The organism is Myxococcus sp. CA039A (assembly GCF_013336645.1).
In the GTDB taxonomy this organism is placed as follows: Bacteria; Myxococcota; Myxococcia; order Myxococcales; family Myxococcaceae; genus Myxococcus; species Myxococcus llanfairpwllgwyngyllgogerychwyrndrobwllllantysiliogogogochensis.
On the sequence record NZ_JABUMQ010000049.1, the window covers coordinates 1 to 16,123 of the forward strand.

The following is a 16,123-nucleotide window of genomic DNA, read 5'->3' on the forward strand; positions in this document are numbered from 1 at the left end:
AAGAATCAACTTCGTCGGCTCCGTGTCCGTGACGAGCGCAGGGACGACATCCACTTCGGCTTCCTCGTCCTCGGCTGCTGCGTCATGCTCTTCCGAAGCCTCTATCCTCACATTTGATAGAGGCTCTAAGCGACATCAAATACGCATCACCACGTTAACCCGTACCTTCCCACTTCGTTTATCGTGACCGATGCCGGCTTCAAGTGCCAAGCATACCAGGAGCATCATATTCCGTTGCCCACGACCAACTCTCAAATGAGAGGGCGCAAAGCCGCGGCTCTCCCTGCCTCATCCGATCTAAAATGACTGAATTCGGGTCACTACTGAGTACTTCGCGACGGAGGACATAGTCTCGAGGTGGTCGTGGCTCATGACGCACTCAAGCGCTGAGCGACAGAAACACCATGTCCCCAATTTCCCGCCCGAGGCCTTTGTCCTTCCCGGAGGAAGGACATGGCGGACATCATTTCGTGCCCCTCGGGGCTGACGGGCCGCATTCGCGGCATGCGAGTGAGAGAAGAGCGGGTCCTCGCTGACAGGAAGCTGGCGAAGAGCGGCGGCCAAGTGGATGAGCTGCTCTCTGCCTGCTGGGAGGAGTTGCTGGAGCCAGGACCCTACTCCTTCGCCGAAGGGAAGGTGGACTGGGGCCAGGTGCTGCAGGGGGACCGCTTCTTCGCCCTGCTCCAGGTGCGCGTTCTCACCTACGGCCCCGAGTATGTCTTCGCCGTCCCCTGTCAGGCGGCCTCCTGCCGGGCCCGCATCGACTGGGAGCTGGATTTGACGCAACTCCCCGTGCGCGCCCTCTCGGATGCGAGCCGCGCGTCCTTCATGGCGGGTAACCGCCTCGAGGTTACCTTGCCCGAAGCCGGCAAGCGCGTGCGCTTCAAGTTGATGACGGGAGAGGACGAGCGGCGGCTGCCGCAGTTGCAGCGTGCGGCGCCCGAGAAGCTGCTGTCCTCCGTCCTCGCCTACCGGGTGCTGGACGTCGACGGCGTGGACGCGCGCGACAAGCGTCGCTTCGTTGAGGACCTCACCCTGCGCGACGCCGACTACCTCGTCGACGAGTTCGACCGCGTGGATTGCGGCGTGGACACCACCCTCGAAGTCGAGTGCCCCGAGTGCTTCATCCGCCAGGAGGTGGAACTCCCTTTCGACCGGGGCTTCTTCCTTCCGGGTCAAGCCCGGACGGCGAGGCGCCGGGAGCGCTCCACCTCTTCCCCAGCGTGACGCTGGAAACGTGGCGCGAGGGCCTCTTCAACCTGTGCTGGCAGCAGCACGGCGGAAGCGGCCTCGCCGCCCCCCTCGGTGACGCCCTGGAGCTGCCCACCTCGGACAGGGACTGGCTCCTGGAGCGCATGAGTCAACAACGCAGCCACGAGGCGAAGGCCTTGGCGAAGTCCGCGAAGCGGAGGTAGCGCGTGCTCAACAACCTCGGCATGGGCTTCGTCTTCACGGCACGAGACTTGGCCTCCAACACCTTTCAAGGCGTCGAGCGCAACTTCATGTCCCTCGACAGGCGCGTGGGGTTGGGCACTGCCCGCATCGAGGGTGCCTTCCAACGCCTCGGCGTCGCCATGGCCCTCTTCACTGCCGGCACCGTCACCATCGGAGCGTCGCTGTCTCTGGCGAACGCCGCAGGCGAGTTCGGGCAGGCCGTAGCGGGGGTTGCCGCCGTCTCCGGAGCTTCGGCCGAAGAGCTGCGGCAGCTACGTGACGCGGCCCTCGAAGCAAGCCTCGCCACGCAGTTCACCCCCACGGAGTCCGTGCTGGGCCTGCGAGAGCTCACCCAAGCCGGCTTCACCGCCGCCGAGGCCATTGAGCTCTTGGAGCCCGTGTTGGACCTGGCCGGTGGCTCGTTGGGGGAGCTGACGCCCCAGGGTGCGGCGGGCCTCGCGTCCCAGGCCATGAAGGCCTTCGGCCTCTCCACCGACAAGGCCTCCCTCTCCGTCGACCAGATGCTCCAGGCCGTCAACGTCTTCGCCCTCTCCGCGAATGAGTTGCCCCTGGCCTTGGGCACCGCAGCCCGAGGCGCGCAGGCCCTCAACCAGGAGTTGCCCGAGACGCTCATCGCATTGGGCCTGGTCAAGAATGTCGTCCCGGGCGTGGAGCGCGCGTCCACCGCCGTGGCCGTCGCCATGGAGCGCATGGCGGACCCGGAGGTGCAGCAGCAGTTGCGCAGCGTCGGTGTTTCCGTCACGGACGCGGGCGGCAACTTCCTCAGCTTCCTCGGCATCCTCGACAAGCTGTCCCCTGCTCTCGAGCGGATGACGGCGGCCCAGCGCAGTGCCTTTCTCTTGAAGACGTTCGGCCGCGAGGCGTTGGGTGGCGTGAATGCCATCCTCAAGCAGCTCACCGACGGCGTGCGCAAGCAAACCGGCGAAGTCGTCCGCGGCGGCGCGGCCCTTGAGTACCTGCGCGACGAGTTCACGAATGCAGGGGGCACAGCCGAGAAGTTCCGCCAGCAGATGCTCGACACCTACGAGGGGCAGACGAAGCTGCTGGCCGGGCGCATGAAGGCGTTGGCCATCGTTCTGGGGGAACCCTTCGAGGCGGTGTTGAAGCCGCTCGTTGCCCTCCTTGCAGACGCCGTGAAGACGGTGCTGGGCGTCTTCGAGGCATTGCCCAGCCCCGTGAAGCGTGCCCTCGCGGCCTTCACGCTGGCTGCCGGGGGCGTCATCGCCCTCGTCGGCGCCGTCGTCTCCGGCCAGGTGGGCCTGGCGCTGTTGGTGGTGGGCCTCAAGGTGCTGGGCCTCACCGTGGGTGGGTTGCTCGCCACGGTGCTTCCGGCCGTGGGCGCCGTCATCCTCCTCGGCGTCGCGGTGGCTGGCCTCGCCTACGCCGTCCGCAACAACCTCGGCGGACTGGGCGACTTCGTCGAGCGCGTGAAGGAGCGGGTGACACTCGCCTTCGGCGGCCTCGTCCAGCTCTTCACCGACGGGGGGTTCTCTGGCGCGGTGAGGGCGGAGCTTGCCCTCGCGGAGAATGCCGGGCTGAAGGACTTCCTCATCAACCTCTATCTGTGGGGCCATCGCCTCCACAGCTTCTTCTCGGGCCTCGTCGACGGATTCTCCTCAGGGCTCGAAGCCGCGCGCCCCACCCTCGAGGCCTTCCAGGCGACGCTAGGGCGGGTGGGCGAAGCGCTGGGCTTCCTCTCCGAGAGGAACGACGCGGCCACAGCAGCGGCGAAGTTCGCCGCCTTCGGCGACGCGGGGGCCACGGTGGGACACGCCCTCGCCCGCGTCTTCGACTTCGTCGTCATGGGCATGACGGCCGCTGCGGAGGTGGTGGAAGGCCTGGCGGGCGAGTGGGACTACATGAAGGCCGGCGTCGACGTCCTCATGGGCAGCCTCAAGCAGTTGGGCCGCGTCTTGAGCAGTGCCCTCTCCGGCATCTTCGGCACCTCCACCGCCGCCGAGGAAGGCACCCGCGTGTGGACACTCATGGGGCAAGCCTTCGGCTTTGCCATCGGCAACATCACCACCGTCGTGGGTGTGCTGGTGTCCGCCGTCTCCCTCGTGGTGTCCGTGGTGGGGGGCGTCCTCAACGCCGCCATGGCGGCCTTCTCCGCCATCGTCGACGTCTTCTGGGGGGTAGTGCTGCTGCTCAGCGGCGCCATCACCGGTGATTGGGCCGAGGCGTGGCGAGGCCTGAAGCTCATCGTCTTCGGCGTCGTCGACGGCATCTCCGGCGTCCTGTTGGAGTTGGTGGGCACCCTCCTCGGTGTGGTGGACGCGGTGGCGAGCCTCTTCGGCGCGGACACAGGCCTGCAGCAGTCCCTGCGGACGGCCCGACTCAGCCTCCACCGGGACTTGTCTGTCGCCTTCGGCCTCGAGGACTCCGGCAACACCACCGCCGCGCCCGTCACCTCCGTGGACTCCTCCTCGCCCGTGGAGTGGCCCCTGGAGTCCTCGTCCATGCCGGCGGTGGCTGCCCTCCAGGCCTCACTGCCCCAGGCGGAGGTGCTCTCCTCGGAGCCGGCCTCGTCGTCCAGTCCGCCCGTCCACGTGAGTGTTCAGGTGGACGGGGAGGTACTCGCCCAGGCCACGGCGCGCGCCGAGAGAGACGCCGCCTCCCGCAGCTTCTCCCCCATGCCCGCTTACTGACATGCTCCGCCTGTTTCCTCTTTCAACGGGGCCGCCACTACCAGCTACCGCTCAAGCCTCTTGACGGAGCGCGGTCGGCATCCTCTCTGCCTGACCTCGCGTTGACGAAGTCCAACTACCCCCACGCACTTATGGCCCGAGAGCATCCTCCAGTTCGCGCCCTCCGAGCGACTCCAACGCGGAACACGCCTCCGTGAAGAGGGCGCCGTCAGGCCCAGTCGTCAGGCAAATCCCATAGGGCTCGACGGAGAGTGACACCACGCCATACTCGCTCCCCAGCATCGGTGCGCACAGCACATGGTCCATGGGGAATTCATAGGCCGGCTTCGAGGAGGCGATGCCCGTTGCCAGCGTGAGGCGCGCTTCGACTTGCGCGGGTGTCGGCAACGCGCCTGCGAAATAGAAGCGGTTCCTCACTCGACGAGGCGCGGGAGAATTGACGAGTTCCCGCCTGCCTCCGAGCTCGGCCAGGACTTGAAGAAGGAGTTCATCCGCGGGCGTCTCGAAATCCCACTCGGGCTCTAACGCGTGCTCAAGGCGGAGTATCGAGAATCCCCTCAATCGCCCGCGGGACAGCCCCATGCCGACCCAGAAGCCCGGTGGCGTCTCAAGGAGGTCAATGGGCGTTCCCAACCGCTCAGCCAGCATGTCCCGCAGCATCTCGAAGGAAGGTACTGCCCCCTCGAAGCCGATGCAGCACGCAGCAAATCCCATGTCTCCGTAAGCCTCCCGCCACAGCCGAAGCTACCCCGACACACCAGGGTGCATGCAAAGTCGCAGCACCACGGCCCGCAGCAACGTGGAGGGCCAAACGGGGGACTCACGCCAGCCCTGCGCGGAAACTGACACGCCTTGGCGACCGCCAGCTCCGCGCATCTCCAGGAAAGAAAAAGGCACGGCTTGGTGTCCCCGTCACAGGGCTGAGGACTTTGCATGAGGCACGGAGGAGCCTCGGCAATGTCCCTCGCATCTGCATTCACCCGGAGTCCCCGGTGCGTCCTCGTGAATGTCCTCACTGGTGAGGCCATGGAGTGCCTCTTCAACCCGTCACAGCTCATCGAGAAGCTCCAGGTGAATTGGAATCGCCTGGCGGTGCCGGGCCTCTCGCACCAGGTGCTCCAGTTTCAGGGCACCTCCAACCGGCAGCTCTCGGGCGTCGAGTTCTACCTGGACGCCTTCTTCGCCGCCCATGAGGCGGGGGCCAGCAACGTCATGGCGTTCCGCGCCTTCCTCCGCGCTCTCACCGTTCCTCCGGCGGGTACCGAGGGTGTGCTGGCGACGGCGCCTCCGCGCGTCCTTGTCCTCTGGCCCGGCGTCCTCACCGTGGAGTGCGTCGTCGCCAGCGTGGAGTTCAACTACCGCCAGCTCGCCGTCGACGGCCGAGTCCTCGTCTACACCGCCACCGTCACCTTCGAGGAGGTGCTGGACACCCGCGTCACCTCCGAGCAGCTCCGCCAGGAGGTGCCGTAGTGGCCCCTCACGCTGGCAGTCGCTACTCCTTCTCCCTCGGCCTCCGGGACGAGGTGGGCCGCCTCTACCTCACGGAGAGAGTCCCCTACGGCTTCCAGCCGCATGCGGACACGCGCGTCCACCTCGTCGCCCAGGGCGACTCCCTCTGGGGATTGGCTGGCCGCTACTTCGCCTCCCTCCCGCGCGCCTGCGGCTTCTGGTGGGCCATCGCTGACTTCCAGCCGGAGCCCATCATCGACGCGACGCTGGAGCTGGAGGCGGGGCGGCGCGTCTACATCCCCTCACTGCGCGTCCTCACCGACGTCATCCTCAGCGAGCAGCGGCGGAGGGCCAGCGAATGAAGCGGCCTCTCGACAGGAGCGCGCCTGGCGTGCGCCTCATACTGCTGGCGCACGAGAGGGCCCGCGGAGGCGAGCCGCTCTACCTTGAGGGCCGCGTCCTCGGACTCACCTTCGAGGAATCCGCGACGAAGGCCGACAAGCTCTCCCTCCAGTTGGACAACTTCGACTTGTCCCTCTTTGACAGGGCGGAGCTGGTGGGCGGCGCGGTGCTGGAAGTGTCCTGGGGCTACCCGGGCCAAATGGCGCCCGTGCGTCGGGTCGTGGTGACGAAGCTGAAGGGTTTCCAACTCCTCACCGTCGAGGGCCAGGCCCTCAGCACCCTCATGCACCGAGAGGCGAAGACGCGCACTTGGGCCGGCAAGACAAGGGGACAGGTGGTGCGCGAGGTGGCCGCTGAATACGGCTACGAGGGGGACTCCGTCCGCGTCGAGGACACGGGGGAGTCCTTCGACACCATCCACCAAGCCGGGGAGACGGATGCGCGCTTCCTGCGGCGCCTGGCCGCCCGGGAGGAGTTCGAGTTCCACGTCGATGACAGGGGCCTCTCCTTCGCCTCCCGAAACCAGGCCTCCGCCCCCACTCACGTACTGTGGTGGTACTCCGACGCGGGCCGGGGCGACATCCTCTCCGTCAACGTCGAATCCGAGTTGGGCCGCCGGGTGGGACAAGCGCAGGTGCGCGGGCGGGACGCCAAGTCGAAGACGAACATCGAGGCCCAGGCGAGCAGTGGCACCGTGCCGCGCACCACCCTCGCTGACTTCCTCGATGTGGTGGAGAAGCAAACAGGCACCACCTCGCTGCAGCTCCGCAACGCCACCACCAGCGTCCAGCCCACCTCCGCCTCAACGCCTGCCCAGGCCCAGCGCGAGGCCGAGGCCCGCTTCAGACGCGCGGAGGCCGGCACCGTGAAGCTGTCCCTTCAGGTGGTGGGCAATCCCAGCTTGCGCGCCAAGTCCGTGGTCGAAGTGCGCGGCATCTCCAGCTTCCTGTCCGGCAAGTACTACGTCACCGAGGCGAAGCACGTCCTCTCCTTCTCCGGCTACACAACGGACTTGAAGCTGTCGCGCGACGGCACGGGCCAGCGTCAGCAAGCCAGCGCCGAGAAGCAGGGACAGCCCCAAGGCGGCCAACCCAACATCTGTGCGCCCGCAACGGGCGGCGTGCTGACGGAGCTGGAAGTCGTCGACGAGAAGTCGGGACGCACACACGTCGAGTACCGCCATGACGGGCAGCCCCTTGGCGCGGGTGACCCCGAGGCGAGCCACAGCCCACCCCAGTGAGAAACACACCATGAGCACCTTCGACGATGACATCCACACCCATGACACTCGCCTGTTGGGCATGTACGTGGGCTACGTCACCCAGCGCGAGGACGCGGAGAGACTCGGCCGCGTCCGCGTGTGCATTCCGGGCGTCGTCGAGCCCGAGTCCGCCTGGGCATGGCCCCTGGGCACCTCCGGGGGCGGGGCCAAGGACACGGGCTTCTTCGCGGTGCCGCACGTGGGCGCCGAGGTGGCCGTCTTCTTCAATCAGGGGGACGTGGACGCTCCGTACTTCCTACCCGGAAACTGGGGGAAGCCGGGCGGCCAGAATGAGGTGCCCGAAGAGGCCCAGGTGTCTCCGCCCGACAACCGCGTCCTCGCCACCCCCACCTTCCGCGTGGAGTTGGACGAGTCCGCGGGCCACCGCAAGCTGAAGCTCACCAACCGGAAGACGGGCGACTGCCTCACCTTCGACGCGGAGGAGAACACCGTTACCCTCGAGGCCACCACAGCCCTCACCCTGCGCGCGCTCGGCGCCATCTCCCTGGAGGCCGCCCAAGTCACCATTGCCGGGCGAGTGGTGCGCCCCATCGCCGAGCCGATTTGAGGAAGCCCATGGCACTGCCCATCTGCATCCACATCTCCCCGTTGCCCGAGGCGTCCACGCTCACCCTGCCTGGCGGCGCCACCCTGCAACACCACCAACTCCTGCAGGCCGTCCAGCCGGCGCTCGCGCCGCTCACGCCCCTCTTCGACATCATCGGCGCGGTGCTGGCTCTCGTCGAAGTCGTGAAGGCCATCCCGGATGCGCTGGGGCCGCCGCCGGACCCGACAGCCATCGCCGCGGCCCTGCCGGCGCTGTCCGAGAAGGTGTCCAAGCTGCTCCGCCTCGTCCCCCAGCTCTCGGTGCCACTCGCAGTGGTGGGTGTCATCGACATCGTCCTGGGCGAGCTTGGTCAGGCCCGTGGCCAGCTCCTCCACCTGCATCTGCGCCTGTCGAGTGTGTCACGGGCCCGACTGCGCGCCGCCCAGCTTGGAGACGCGGGGCTCCTGGCGGTGGCCGGCTGCGCGGAGGCCAACGTCGCGCAAGAGGCCGCCAACGTCGGCAAGGCCCTGGCCGCTCTCTCCCAGCTCATGGCCCTCCTCAACGTCTTCCTGGGGCTGGTGGGCGGTCCCCAGGTGCCGGACTTCTCCAGCCTCGAGGGGAGTGCGCTGGAAGAGGCCATTGCGCCCCTCGACGCCATCGTCCGCACCCTGCAGCAGGTTCGCGCGGCCATCCCGGTTCCGTGAGGAGGAAGTCATGAGTCGAGAGCCCCAGAACCTCCTCGTCCCCTTCAGGCGCGACAAGAAGCGGGACTTCGCCTCCGGCACCGGGGCCGAGCTGCTCGCCGCGAAGGTGCGGCAGGTGCTGCTCACGGAGGGGGCGGCGCCCCACTCCTATGGCGAGCTGCCCTGGCGCACCAGCTTCGGGGCCGGGCTCGCGCGACTTCGACACCAGCGCAACGACGCCGTGCTGGCGGAACTGGCACGCGTGTACGTCCGTGACGCCCTCGCTCGCTGGCTGCCTGGCGTCCAGCTCATGCAAACTAGAGTTGAGCAAACCAGTACAAGCCTGAGGATTCATCTTCGGGTACATGAACATGACACGACAACAGCCGCGGACGTGCATCTCGAAGAATGAAGTCCATCTCAGTCCACAACCCGCTACTCCCCAGAACGCTTACCACGCACCAGCACCGACATCTCAAGCACGTTCAACAGGCGGAATACCCAAGCCGAGAGCTAACATGAAGCCTCGTCGGACCGAGTAGGCACGCAGAGGCCACAGGGAGTAAGCTGCACGGAGCTAGGACTCCAATTGGACCAGCCAACAGGCCCTCACACCAGCCAACAATGACCGACCTAATCATCCAAGCGCCAGATGGCTCCATAGAGTCAACCGATGGCCGCGTTCTACTATTCAGCCCAGAGCGCTTTGACCGCGACATAGTAAGGGGAGACTTCTGTTTCATTTGCGGCACCAGTCGGACCACAGGAAATCCATTCAACGACGAGCACATTCTCCCCAAATGGCTGCTGCGGGAATTCAACCTATTTCAGAACACAATCACACTCCCCAATCGCACCAGTCTCACATACAGACAATACACACTCCCGTGTTGCACAAGTTGCAATTCGCTAATGGGGCAGACTTTCGAGAACCCCATCCGAGAATTATGCACAGGCGGATTCGAGCAGATTGAGCAATTCATCAGAGATGACGGCCCCGGGCTAATTTTCTGCTGGCTCTCTCTCATTTTCCTCAAGACCCATCTGAAAGACGGGAGTTTATTCCAGACAAGAGATCGCCGATCAGGCGACCTCCGTAGACTTGCCGATGCCTACGACCATGTCGAACTCCACCATATTCATGCCGTCGCGCGCTCCTTTTTCACACGCGCCACATTGAAGAGAGAGGTATTTGGCTCTCTGATACTCCTCCCCGCCAAACAGGCGAACGGAGTCATTGAGCCATTCGACTTCGCAGACATTTACACCTCAAAATCAATCCTCCTTCGCATCAATGACTTCTGCCTCATTGCCGTACTCGATGACAGCTGTGCGGCACTGAGTTCATTCATGAATGACCTCGACAGGATTCGTGCGCCGCTAGCGCCTGCACAACTACGCGAGATCTTCGCTCACATTTCCTTCATATCGGCCAACCTAGAAGAGCGGCCATTGTTCCACTCCATCTTCAACAAAGATGGCCACACCATTGAAGGAAGCCGTCCGCGCGAAGTGCGACTCATCTCTCCGCCGGTAGCACCATTCGGAGAATTTCTATTTGCGGCTCTTGAGAACACATTGCACACTCACCCTGACCGTGATCACATCTCAGCACTAGTCAGAGCGGGTAGGTACAGTTTCCTCTTCGATGCGAACGGCAATCAAATCGAGAATTCAGTGGTTCTAAGACCCTAATCATTGCACCCGTCACATCAGTCGTACGCCCACAGACAAAAATAAGAAGGGCTTCTCGCCGCACCTCCTGCGGAAGCCCCCTACGCTTGGCGCAGGGAACAAACGAGAGCCACATGTCCCCTGGTTGGTGAGCCACGAGCCTTTGCTTCCTGCTGGAGGCCATCGCCGACGTGCCACTTCTTCCTGCGTCCACCGACTACACCCACCGCGATTTCGACGCCCTCCGTGGGCGCCTCATCGCGCTCGTGAAGAGCATCTTCCCCGACTGGAGCGACTTCGAAGTCGCCAGCTTCGGCAATGTCCTGTTGGAGATGTACGCCTTCGTCGGCGATGTCCTCAGCAGCTACCAGGACAACCTCGCCCGCGAGTCACGCCTCTCCACCGCCACTCAGCGCCGCAACGTCATCGCCCTGGCGCGCATGCTGGGCTACCGGCTTCACGGCGCCCAGGCTGCCACGGCCGAGGTGGAGCTGCGCCTGGCCCAACCTCCCGCAGCCCCCCTCACCTTCCCCGCTGGAACCGTCGTCCGCACCCAGGAGGTGACGGAGGCTGTCCGCTTCCAGCTCCTCTCGTCCGCCACCATTCCGGCCGGCGCCAACCCGCCGCGCATCGCCGCGGTGGCCGAGCATTCGAAGACGCACACCCAGCTCTTCGACGCCCGCGGCCTCGCCGACTTCGAGGCGCACCTGGACTTCGGCCCGTACCTCGACGGCTCGGCCCGGGTGTCCACCGCCCAGGGCGCCTTCATCGAGGTTGACACCCTCCTCAACTCGCGAGCCTCCGACACCCACTTCCTCGTCAGCGTCGATCAAGGAGACAAGGCCACCATCCGCTTCGGCACCGGCACCAACGGCCTACCGCCAGCTGGCACCGTGGCGGTGGTGTACAAGACGGGTGGCGGCGCCGCCGGCAACGTGGACGCGGGGCGCCTCGTCGTCGTGGAGGGCAGCTTCCGGGACGCTCACGGCCACGCGGTACAGGTGTCCGTCCACAACCCAGCCCCCGCCTCGGGCGGCGTGGACAGGCAGTCCGTCGCCTCCGCGAAGCTGCTTGCCCCCGAGAGTCTTCGCGCGCTGACACGCACCGTCTCCCGCGAGGACTTTGAAATTAACGCCCGGCGCCTGCCTGGAGTGGCTCGCGCCCTCATGCTGACGTCCAACGAAGACGCCACCATTGGGGAGAATGCCGGCATCCTCTACGTGGTGCCCCAAGGCGGCGGAGTCCCCACGCCCGCGCTCAAGGCCCAGGTGCTGCGGCAAGTCACCGAAGTCTACCCCTGCACCCTCACCTTCCAGGTCAGCGTCCAGGAGCCGGTGTACCGACACGTGGACGTCTCCGCGCGCCTCTTCTTGCGCCAGGGCGCTTCGCCCCAGGAAGTCGCTACGCGCGTCCGCCATGCGCTGACTGTCCACTTCCGTGTCAGTGAGCCGGACGGCACACCCAACCCGCGCATCGACTTCGGCTTCAACCTCAAGAACGCCCAGGGCTTCCCGGCCGGCGAGGTGGCCTGGTCGGACGTCTTCAACACCGTCCGCGACGTGGCGGGAGTTCGAAAGCTGGGCGACTCGCGAATGGACCTGACACTCAACGGCCTGCCCGCGGACGTGAAGCTGACGATGCGTGAGCTGCCGGTGCTGGGCAACGTCACGCTCCAGGACGGGGACACCGGAGGGCGCTTCTGACATGGCCCTTCTCAATCCCAGCTTCGAAGACGCGGGCGCCTGGCCTGGCGAGGCGGCGCACTGGACGCTGACGGCGGTAGCGCGCCTTGAGGTCCTCGCGGGCTTCGGGGTGCCGGAGGAGTCCTGCGAGGACTTCGAGCGCTGGTACGTGTGGCGCGCCACCCTCGCCGACGTCTCCGTGGCCCTCGCTTTCTTCTCCGGGCAGCGCGAGGGCTTCGAGGCTTACTCGCGGGGCTGGGACAACGACGGTTTCCTCTTCGAGCTGCCGCCCGCTCAGCTCGTCCCACACCTCTTCGAGGGACAGCCCGTCGAGACGTGGGTCCAGGGACTCTTCCTCGCGGACTGGGCGGACGTCACCTCCGTGGCGGGCCCCTTCAGCGACTCGCCGCGGGAGGACTTCGAGCAGCCCTGGCACACCCACGAGGCCTATGCCTGGCGCTGGGAGGGCGTGACGGCGCGCGCGGCCCTCTTCGACACCAGCCAGCCCACCGAGGACTTCAACACCGGGTGGCCCACGGCCACCACGCAGTGAGGACACCATGGCAAACGCAGACTGGACTTACCTCAATGGCGGACTGGACATTGCCACCGTGGACAGGGGGGTGACGGCGGGCATTGCCCGGCCCCCAGGGGGTGGCAACTTCCTCTTCGCCTTCAATTCGCTGTCGGCCGCGCAGGGCGCCGTTGCCCTCTTCGCCAACCTGCCGGACTTCGCCCCCATGGCCAGGGGCGGGAGCATCCGCGGCTGCATCCAGCGCGGGCCCGGCGGCGGCCCCACCGGCTTCGCCCCTTTCCTCTTCCTCTGCGGACAGGGCAGCTCCGTCAACGACGCTGCCTACCTCCTGGGCCTCTCCGACGACGAGCCGCATCGGGTGGTGCTGCGCAAGGGCGCGGTGGCCACGGGGCTTCCCGACGCGGACGGCCCCGGCGTCTTGCTGAAATCCTCGGCCAGCTTCACCCAGGGCACGTGGCTGCACCTGCGACTGGACGTCATCGTCAACGCCAACGGCGACGTCGTCCTCAAGTCCTTCCACAATGACTTGGCCGCGCACCCGCTCGGCACGCCTCCCGATTGGCAGCCCTTGCCGGGCATGGCCGCCTTCATCGATGACGCCCTCGGCATCAATTCCGGCAGCCAGCCCCTCACCTCGGGCCGTGGCGGCTTCGGCTTCGCCGTGCGGGACGTCACCCGCCGGGCCTACTTCGACTCGCTCGAGCTATCCCGACAGGTGTAACGCCCATGGCCCTCAACGCCTTCACCAGTCGCCTGGGACTGGGCCAGGGGCGCATTCGGCCCCAGCGGACCACGCCCGCCTCGGGCGAGTACCTCTTCGTCCTCGGCGACGAGGAGCCCGGGCGCCGATTCGAGTTGGCCCCTGGGGACTTCGCCGAGGTGACGCAGCCGGTAGACATCACCGACGTGGCTCTGGTCCGCGCCGCCTTGCGCCTCCATGTGCGTTCAGCAGCTCTGGCGGGCCTGGCCTGGGAAGCATCCCTCGTCGTGGACGGCGTGAAGTACGCCCGCTGCCTCGGGCGCCCCGGCCGCGAGCGCCTCGTCGGGGACATGGCCGCCAACGTCTCGAAGCTCTCCGGTGTCCACACAGTGGGCGTCCGCCTGGAGCTTGTCTCCTCGTGAGGTGCCTCTATGGCCACGGTTGAGCTGCCCGCTCTCTACATCGACACCGTCTCCCTCTTCACCGAGACGCGCCGTCCCCTCCTCCTCAACCGCGCTCCGGGCCCAGGGGAGGAGGACGTCCCCATCGATGCCGCGCTGGAGCTGGAGGTGGTGGACGTCGGCACGGATGGTATTGCCCGGGCGGCCACCCGCGTCTGGGTGGACGGAGTCCTCGCCTTCGCGGGCGGGGACAGCATCGAGGTGCAACCCGCCTTCGCGGGGCCGCTGGCGGAGGTGACGCAGACGGCGGACACCCTGCGGGTGGTGCTCCACCCGGCGGTGCCGCTGGCCAGCCAGGCCGCCGTCTCCGTGCGCGTCGTCTCGGCCACGGTGGGCGGCGCGCACCTCCTCGACGAGACGTACACCTTCACCGTGGAGGACAGGACGGCCCCGCGCCTCGTGGGTGCGCAGGCCGTGGGGCCCAAGTCGGTGCGCCTCGCCTTCGACGAGGACGTGCGGGTGCTGCCCACTGCGCACTTCACCTTCACCGCTCGCAGCTCGCCCGCAGTCCCAGTCGCCTCCCTCGAGGCCGCGGCGGACGGCCCCTTCGTCCACCTCGTCCTCGACACGGAGTTGACGCCGGATGTGGTGTACGAGGTCCGCGTGGAGGGCGTGACGGACACGCACGGCAACCCGGTGCTCGCCCCCTACCACCGCGCACCCTTCACGGGCTTCCGTCCAGCCCGGCCGCCCTCCCGGAGCTTCCAGCTCTGGGACATGCTGCCCCGCCACAACCGTCGCGACGACGTGACGGGCGACCTGCACCGCTTCATCGCATGCCTCCAGGAAATGACGGACCTGCTCCTCGCGGACTTGGACGCGTTCCCCGGCGTCTTTGACTTGGAGCGCGCGCCCGAGGCCTTCCTCGACGCAATCCTCCAGGACTTGGGCAACCCCTTCGCCTTCGAGCTGGACGTCCTCGCCCGGCGCCGGCTGGCCTCCGTCCTCGTGGACATGTACCAGCAGAAGGGCACGGCCCTGGGCCTGCGCAACGCCATCCGCTTCTTCCTCGGCATCGAGGTGAGGGCCATCTCCCCCTTCGCCTCGGACACCCTCGTGCTGGGCGAGTCCGATTTGGGCGTCGACTGGGTGATGGGCCCTTCGGAGCGCTTCGCCCGCTACGCGTTCAACGTCGAGGCGGGACGCCTCCTCTCGCCTGCGGAGCGCCAGCGCCTGCGCACCCTCGTCGACTACCTCAAACCCGCCCACACCCACTTCGTGGATCTGGTGGAGCCCCTCCCGCCTGTCATCCCCGAGCACTGGGAGTTGAGCATCAGCGAGCTGAGTGAGACGACCGTCCTGCAGAGTTAGACGGGTTCGTAGAAGATTGCGTCCAGAAGGGCCACTCGGGCGCGCCAAATCCTCCGCTCCTGTCTACCGCGGGGCTCCGGCGCTGAGAACCAAGGGTACTCCCAGATTTGCTCAAGCACTTCTCTGAATCTATTAACGGAATTTGGCCGCACACCGAAGACACGCGAAATCTGAGGCACGCTCGCGTTGTTCGCCGGCAGGAACAGATCGGGTCGCTTCATCGAAACGAGGCGCGTCGCCACACCGAGCCCCACGCCTTCAATGGCGACCAACTGCTCCAACGTCTGTTCGGCATCATCCAAGGACACGATTCCGTCCATTGGCAATCGGTCAAGTACTCGCCCGATCATCTCCGGATGCTCAGAGGTCATATTCTTAAACCAGCCGGCTCCAGTCATGCGCCCAAAGTACCCAGCGCTTCCTCCACCCCAGCCTGCAATGAGTTTGCGCCCATCAAGTGGAATATCGGCAAATCGCGCGGCGGCAGCAAACGCCAGCTGGCTACCCTCAACTTCCTGCAGATACGACCCATCAGGAAAATCGAAGACGTGTATCGACCACCCGTTGTTAAGCGACCGTCGTTCTTGCCTCCCAATGAGATCGACGAAGTCCGACCATTCAATGTCGAGGTCCTTAGGACTCTCGACAGTTGGTTGTCGTGCCCGGCGCGGCTCCCTCATTATTGGAGGGAGAGGCCTCGACGCGAACATTCGCTCGTAACGCTCCATCCAGTCATCATCAGGCTCAAATGATCGCGGATGCGTCCACTGCTCACCGATGAAACTTCGGATGCGTTGCATCTGGCCACAGGCAGCGGCCCCAGATAAGAGCACGTTGATTTCAGTATTTCCAGCAAATCCCCCTGCAGTGAAGTTGCTGGACCCAAGTAGGGCTCGCGCTTCGTCGCCACGACGCGCAAACAGGACTTTGGGATGGAACACACCGCCAGTATCTGGAATCACCCGAAGAACGCCAGTTCCCCTCAACGCGCGGAGGACATCTGGTTCGGTTTGAGCAAAATGAATTCCAACGACCGCCTGAGCAACCTTCGAAAGCGGAAGGAGGCGCCAATGCTCGCGTGCTGCACTCGCACCGGCCATCCAGGCATAGGCCAGCACAATCTCATCAGCCCACGCCACCAGCTCCCGCAGAGCATCTGTTGCTTCGGCTGGAGAGACCAAAACAGACACGTCCACCTGCTCCCGCAGAGTGCCAACTGCTTCAGGAAGAGAGACCAGGACAGACGTATTAGAGGCAGGACTGTTCATATGAAGAGACGCTACCTCCTGATTTGTCCCCGGCCCATAGCGCCCTG

The 16,123-nt window shown here is 65.9% G+C and carries 17 protein-coding genes; 15 read left to right on the forward strand and 2 right to left on the reverse strand.

From position 1 onward, the window contains the following. Window positions 1–453: 453 nt before the first annotated feature. The 3 genes from HR086_RS10925 to HR086_RS10935 are packed head-to-tail and all read left to right on the forward strand — an operon-like array spanning window position 454 to window position 4,103. Window positions 454–1,227 carry a hypothetical protein gene (locus tag HR086_RS10925; RefSeq protein ID WP_174465555.1) on the forward strand — a complete coding sequence of 258 codons (774 nt, stop codon included), beginning with the start codon at window positions 454–456 and terminating at the stop codon, window positions 1,225–1,227. Further along, window positions 1,224–1,415, forward strand: a complete 192-nt coding sequence (locus HR086_RS10930; RefSeq protein WP_174465556.1) for a hypothetical protein — start codon at window positions 1,224–1,226, stop codon at window positions 1,413–1,415. Before HR086_RS10925 ends, HR086_RS10930 begins: the two co-directional genes overlap by 4 nt. A gap of 3 nt (window positions 1,416–1,418) precedes the next feature. Beyond that, entirely contained in the window at window positions 1,419–4,103 is a 2,685-nt protein-coding gene (locus HR086_RS10935; RefSeq protein WP_174465557.1) for a phage tail tape measure protein, read from the forward strand. A gap of 129 nt (window positions 4,104–4,232) precedes the next feature. Here HR086_RS10935 and HR086_RS10940 read toward each other — a convergent pair whose 3' ends face one another. Next, on the reverse strand, window positions 4,233–4,751 hold the full coding sequence (locus HR086_RS10940) for a hypothetical protein (RefSeq protein ID WP_174465558.1): 519 nt from the start codon (window positions 4,749–4,751) through the stop codon (window positions 4,233–4,235). A 309-nt stretch (window positions 4,752–5,060) separates the two neighbouring features. On the opposite strand from HR086_RS10940, the gene HR086_RS10945 reads away from it, so the two are divergent. The 12 genes from HR086_RS10945 to HR086_RS11000 all read left to right on the forward strand — a co-directional run bounded on the left by HR086_RS10945 (window position 5,061) and on the right by HR086_RS11000 (window position 14,808). Beyond that, window positions 5,061–5,573 carry a peptidoglycan-binding protein gene (locus tag HR086_RS10945; RefSeq protein WP_174465559.1) on the forward strand — a complete coding sequence of 171 codons (513 nt, stop codon included), beginning with the start codon at window positions 5,061–5,063 and terminating at the stop codon, window positions 5,571–5,573. Beyond that, window positions 5,573–5,914, forward strand: coding sequence for a hypothetical protein (locus HR086_RS10950; protein ID WP_174465560.1), 342 nt, complete (start codon window positions 5,573–5,575; stop codon window positions 5,912–5,914). Before HR086_RS10945 ends, HR086_RS10950 begins: the two co-directional genes overlap by 1 nt. 29 nt (window positions 5,915–5,943) lie before the next feature. Next, complete coding sequence (locus HR086_RS10955) at window positions 5,944–7,194, forward strand: phage late control D family protein (RefSeq protein ID WP_373564283.1); 1,251 nt, start codon at window positions 5,944–5,946, stop codon at window positions 7,192–7,194. A 10-nt stretch (window positions 7,195–7,204) separates the two neighbouring features. Beyond that, complete coding sequence (locus HR086_RS10960) at window positions 7,205–7,783, forward strand: phage baseplate assembly protein V (protein ID WP_174465562.1); 579 nt, start codon at window positions 7,205–7,207, stop codon at window positions 7,781–7,783. A gap of 8 nt (window positions 7,784–7,791) precedes the next feature. Next, window positions 7,792–8,466 (forward strand): hypothetical protein, encoded by a 675-nt coding sequence (locus HR086_RS10965; RefSeq protein WP_174465563.1) that lies wholly within the window; start codon window positions 7,792–7,794, stop codon window positions 8,464–8,466. A 10-nt stretch (window positions 8,467–8,476) separates the two neighbouring features. Next, the gene (locus HR086_RS10970) at window positions 8,477–8,857 is read left to right on the forward strand and encodes a hypothetical protein (protein WP_174465564.1); all 381 of its coding nucleotides are present in this window, start codon (window positions 8,477–8,479) and stop codon (window positions 8,855–8,857) included. Window positions 8,858–9,357: 500 nt separating this feature from the next. Next, complete coding sequence (locus tag HR086_RS10975; RefSeq protein ID WP_174465565.1) at window positions 9,358–10,140, forward strand: hypothetical protein; 783 nt, start codon at window positions 9,358–9,360, stop codon at window positions 10,138–10,140. 152 nt (window positions 10,141–10,292) lie between these two features. Beyond that, window positions 10,293–11,822, forward strand: coding sequence for a baseplate J/gp47 family protein (locus HR086_RS10980; protein WP_174465588.1), 1,530 nt, complete (start codon window positions 10,293–10,295; stop codon window positions 11,820–11,822). Window position 11,823: 1 nt separating this feature from the next. Continuing rightward, window positions 11,824–12,354 (forward strand): hypothetical protein, encoded by a 531-nt coding sequence (locus HR086_RS10985; RefSeq protein WP_174465566.1) that lies wholly within the window; start codon window positions 11,824–11,826, stop codon window positions 12,352–12,354. Window positions 12,355–12,361: 7 nt separating this feature from the next. Further along, window positions 12,362–13,057, forward strand: a complete 696-nt coding sequence (locus HR086_RS10990; RefSeq protein WP_174465567.1) for a hypothetical protein — start codon at window positions 12,362–12,364, stop codon at window positions 13,055–13,057. 5 nt (window positions 13,058–13,062) lie between these two features. Further along, window positions 13,063–13,458 (forward strand): hypothetical protein, encoded by a 396-nt coding sequence (locus tag HR086_RS10995; protein ID WP_174465568.1) that lies wholly within the window; start codon window positions 13,063–13,065, stop codon window positions 13,456–13,458. A gap of 9 nt (window positions 13,459–13,467) precedes the next feature. Next, window positions 13,468–14,808, forward strand: a complete 1,341-nt coding sequence (locus tag HR086_RS11000; RefSeq protein ID WP_174465569.1) for an Ig-like domain-containing protein — start codon at window positions 13,468–13,470, stop codon at window positions 14,806–14,808. Here the strand turns inward: HR086_RS11000 and HR086_RS11005 are convergent. Then, window positions 14,805–15,998 carry a phospholipase D family protein gene (locus tag HR086_RS11005; protein ID WP_174465570.1) on the reverse strand — a complete coding sequence of 398 codons (1,194 nt, stop codon included), beginning with the start codon at window positions 15,996–15,998 and terminating at the stop codon, window positions 14,805–14,807. The two genes, HR086_RS11000 and HR086_RS11005, sit on opposite strands and share 4 nt — an antisense overlap. Window positions 15,999–16,123: the final 125 nt, after the last annotated feature.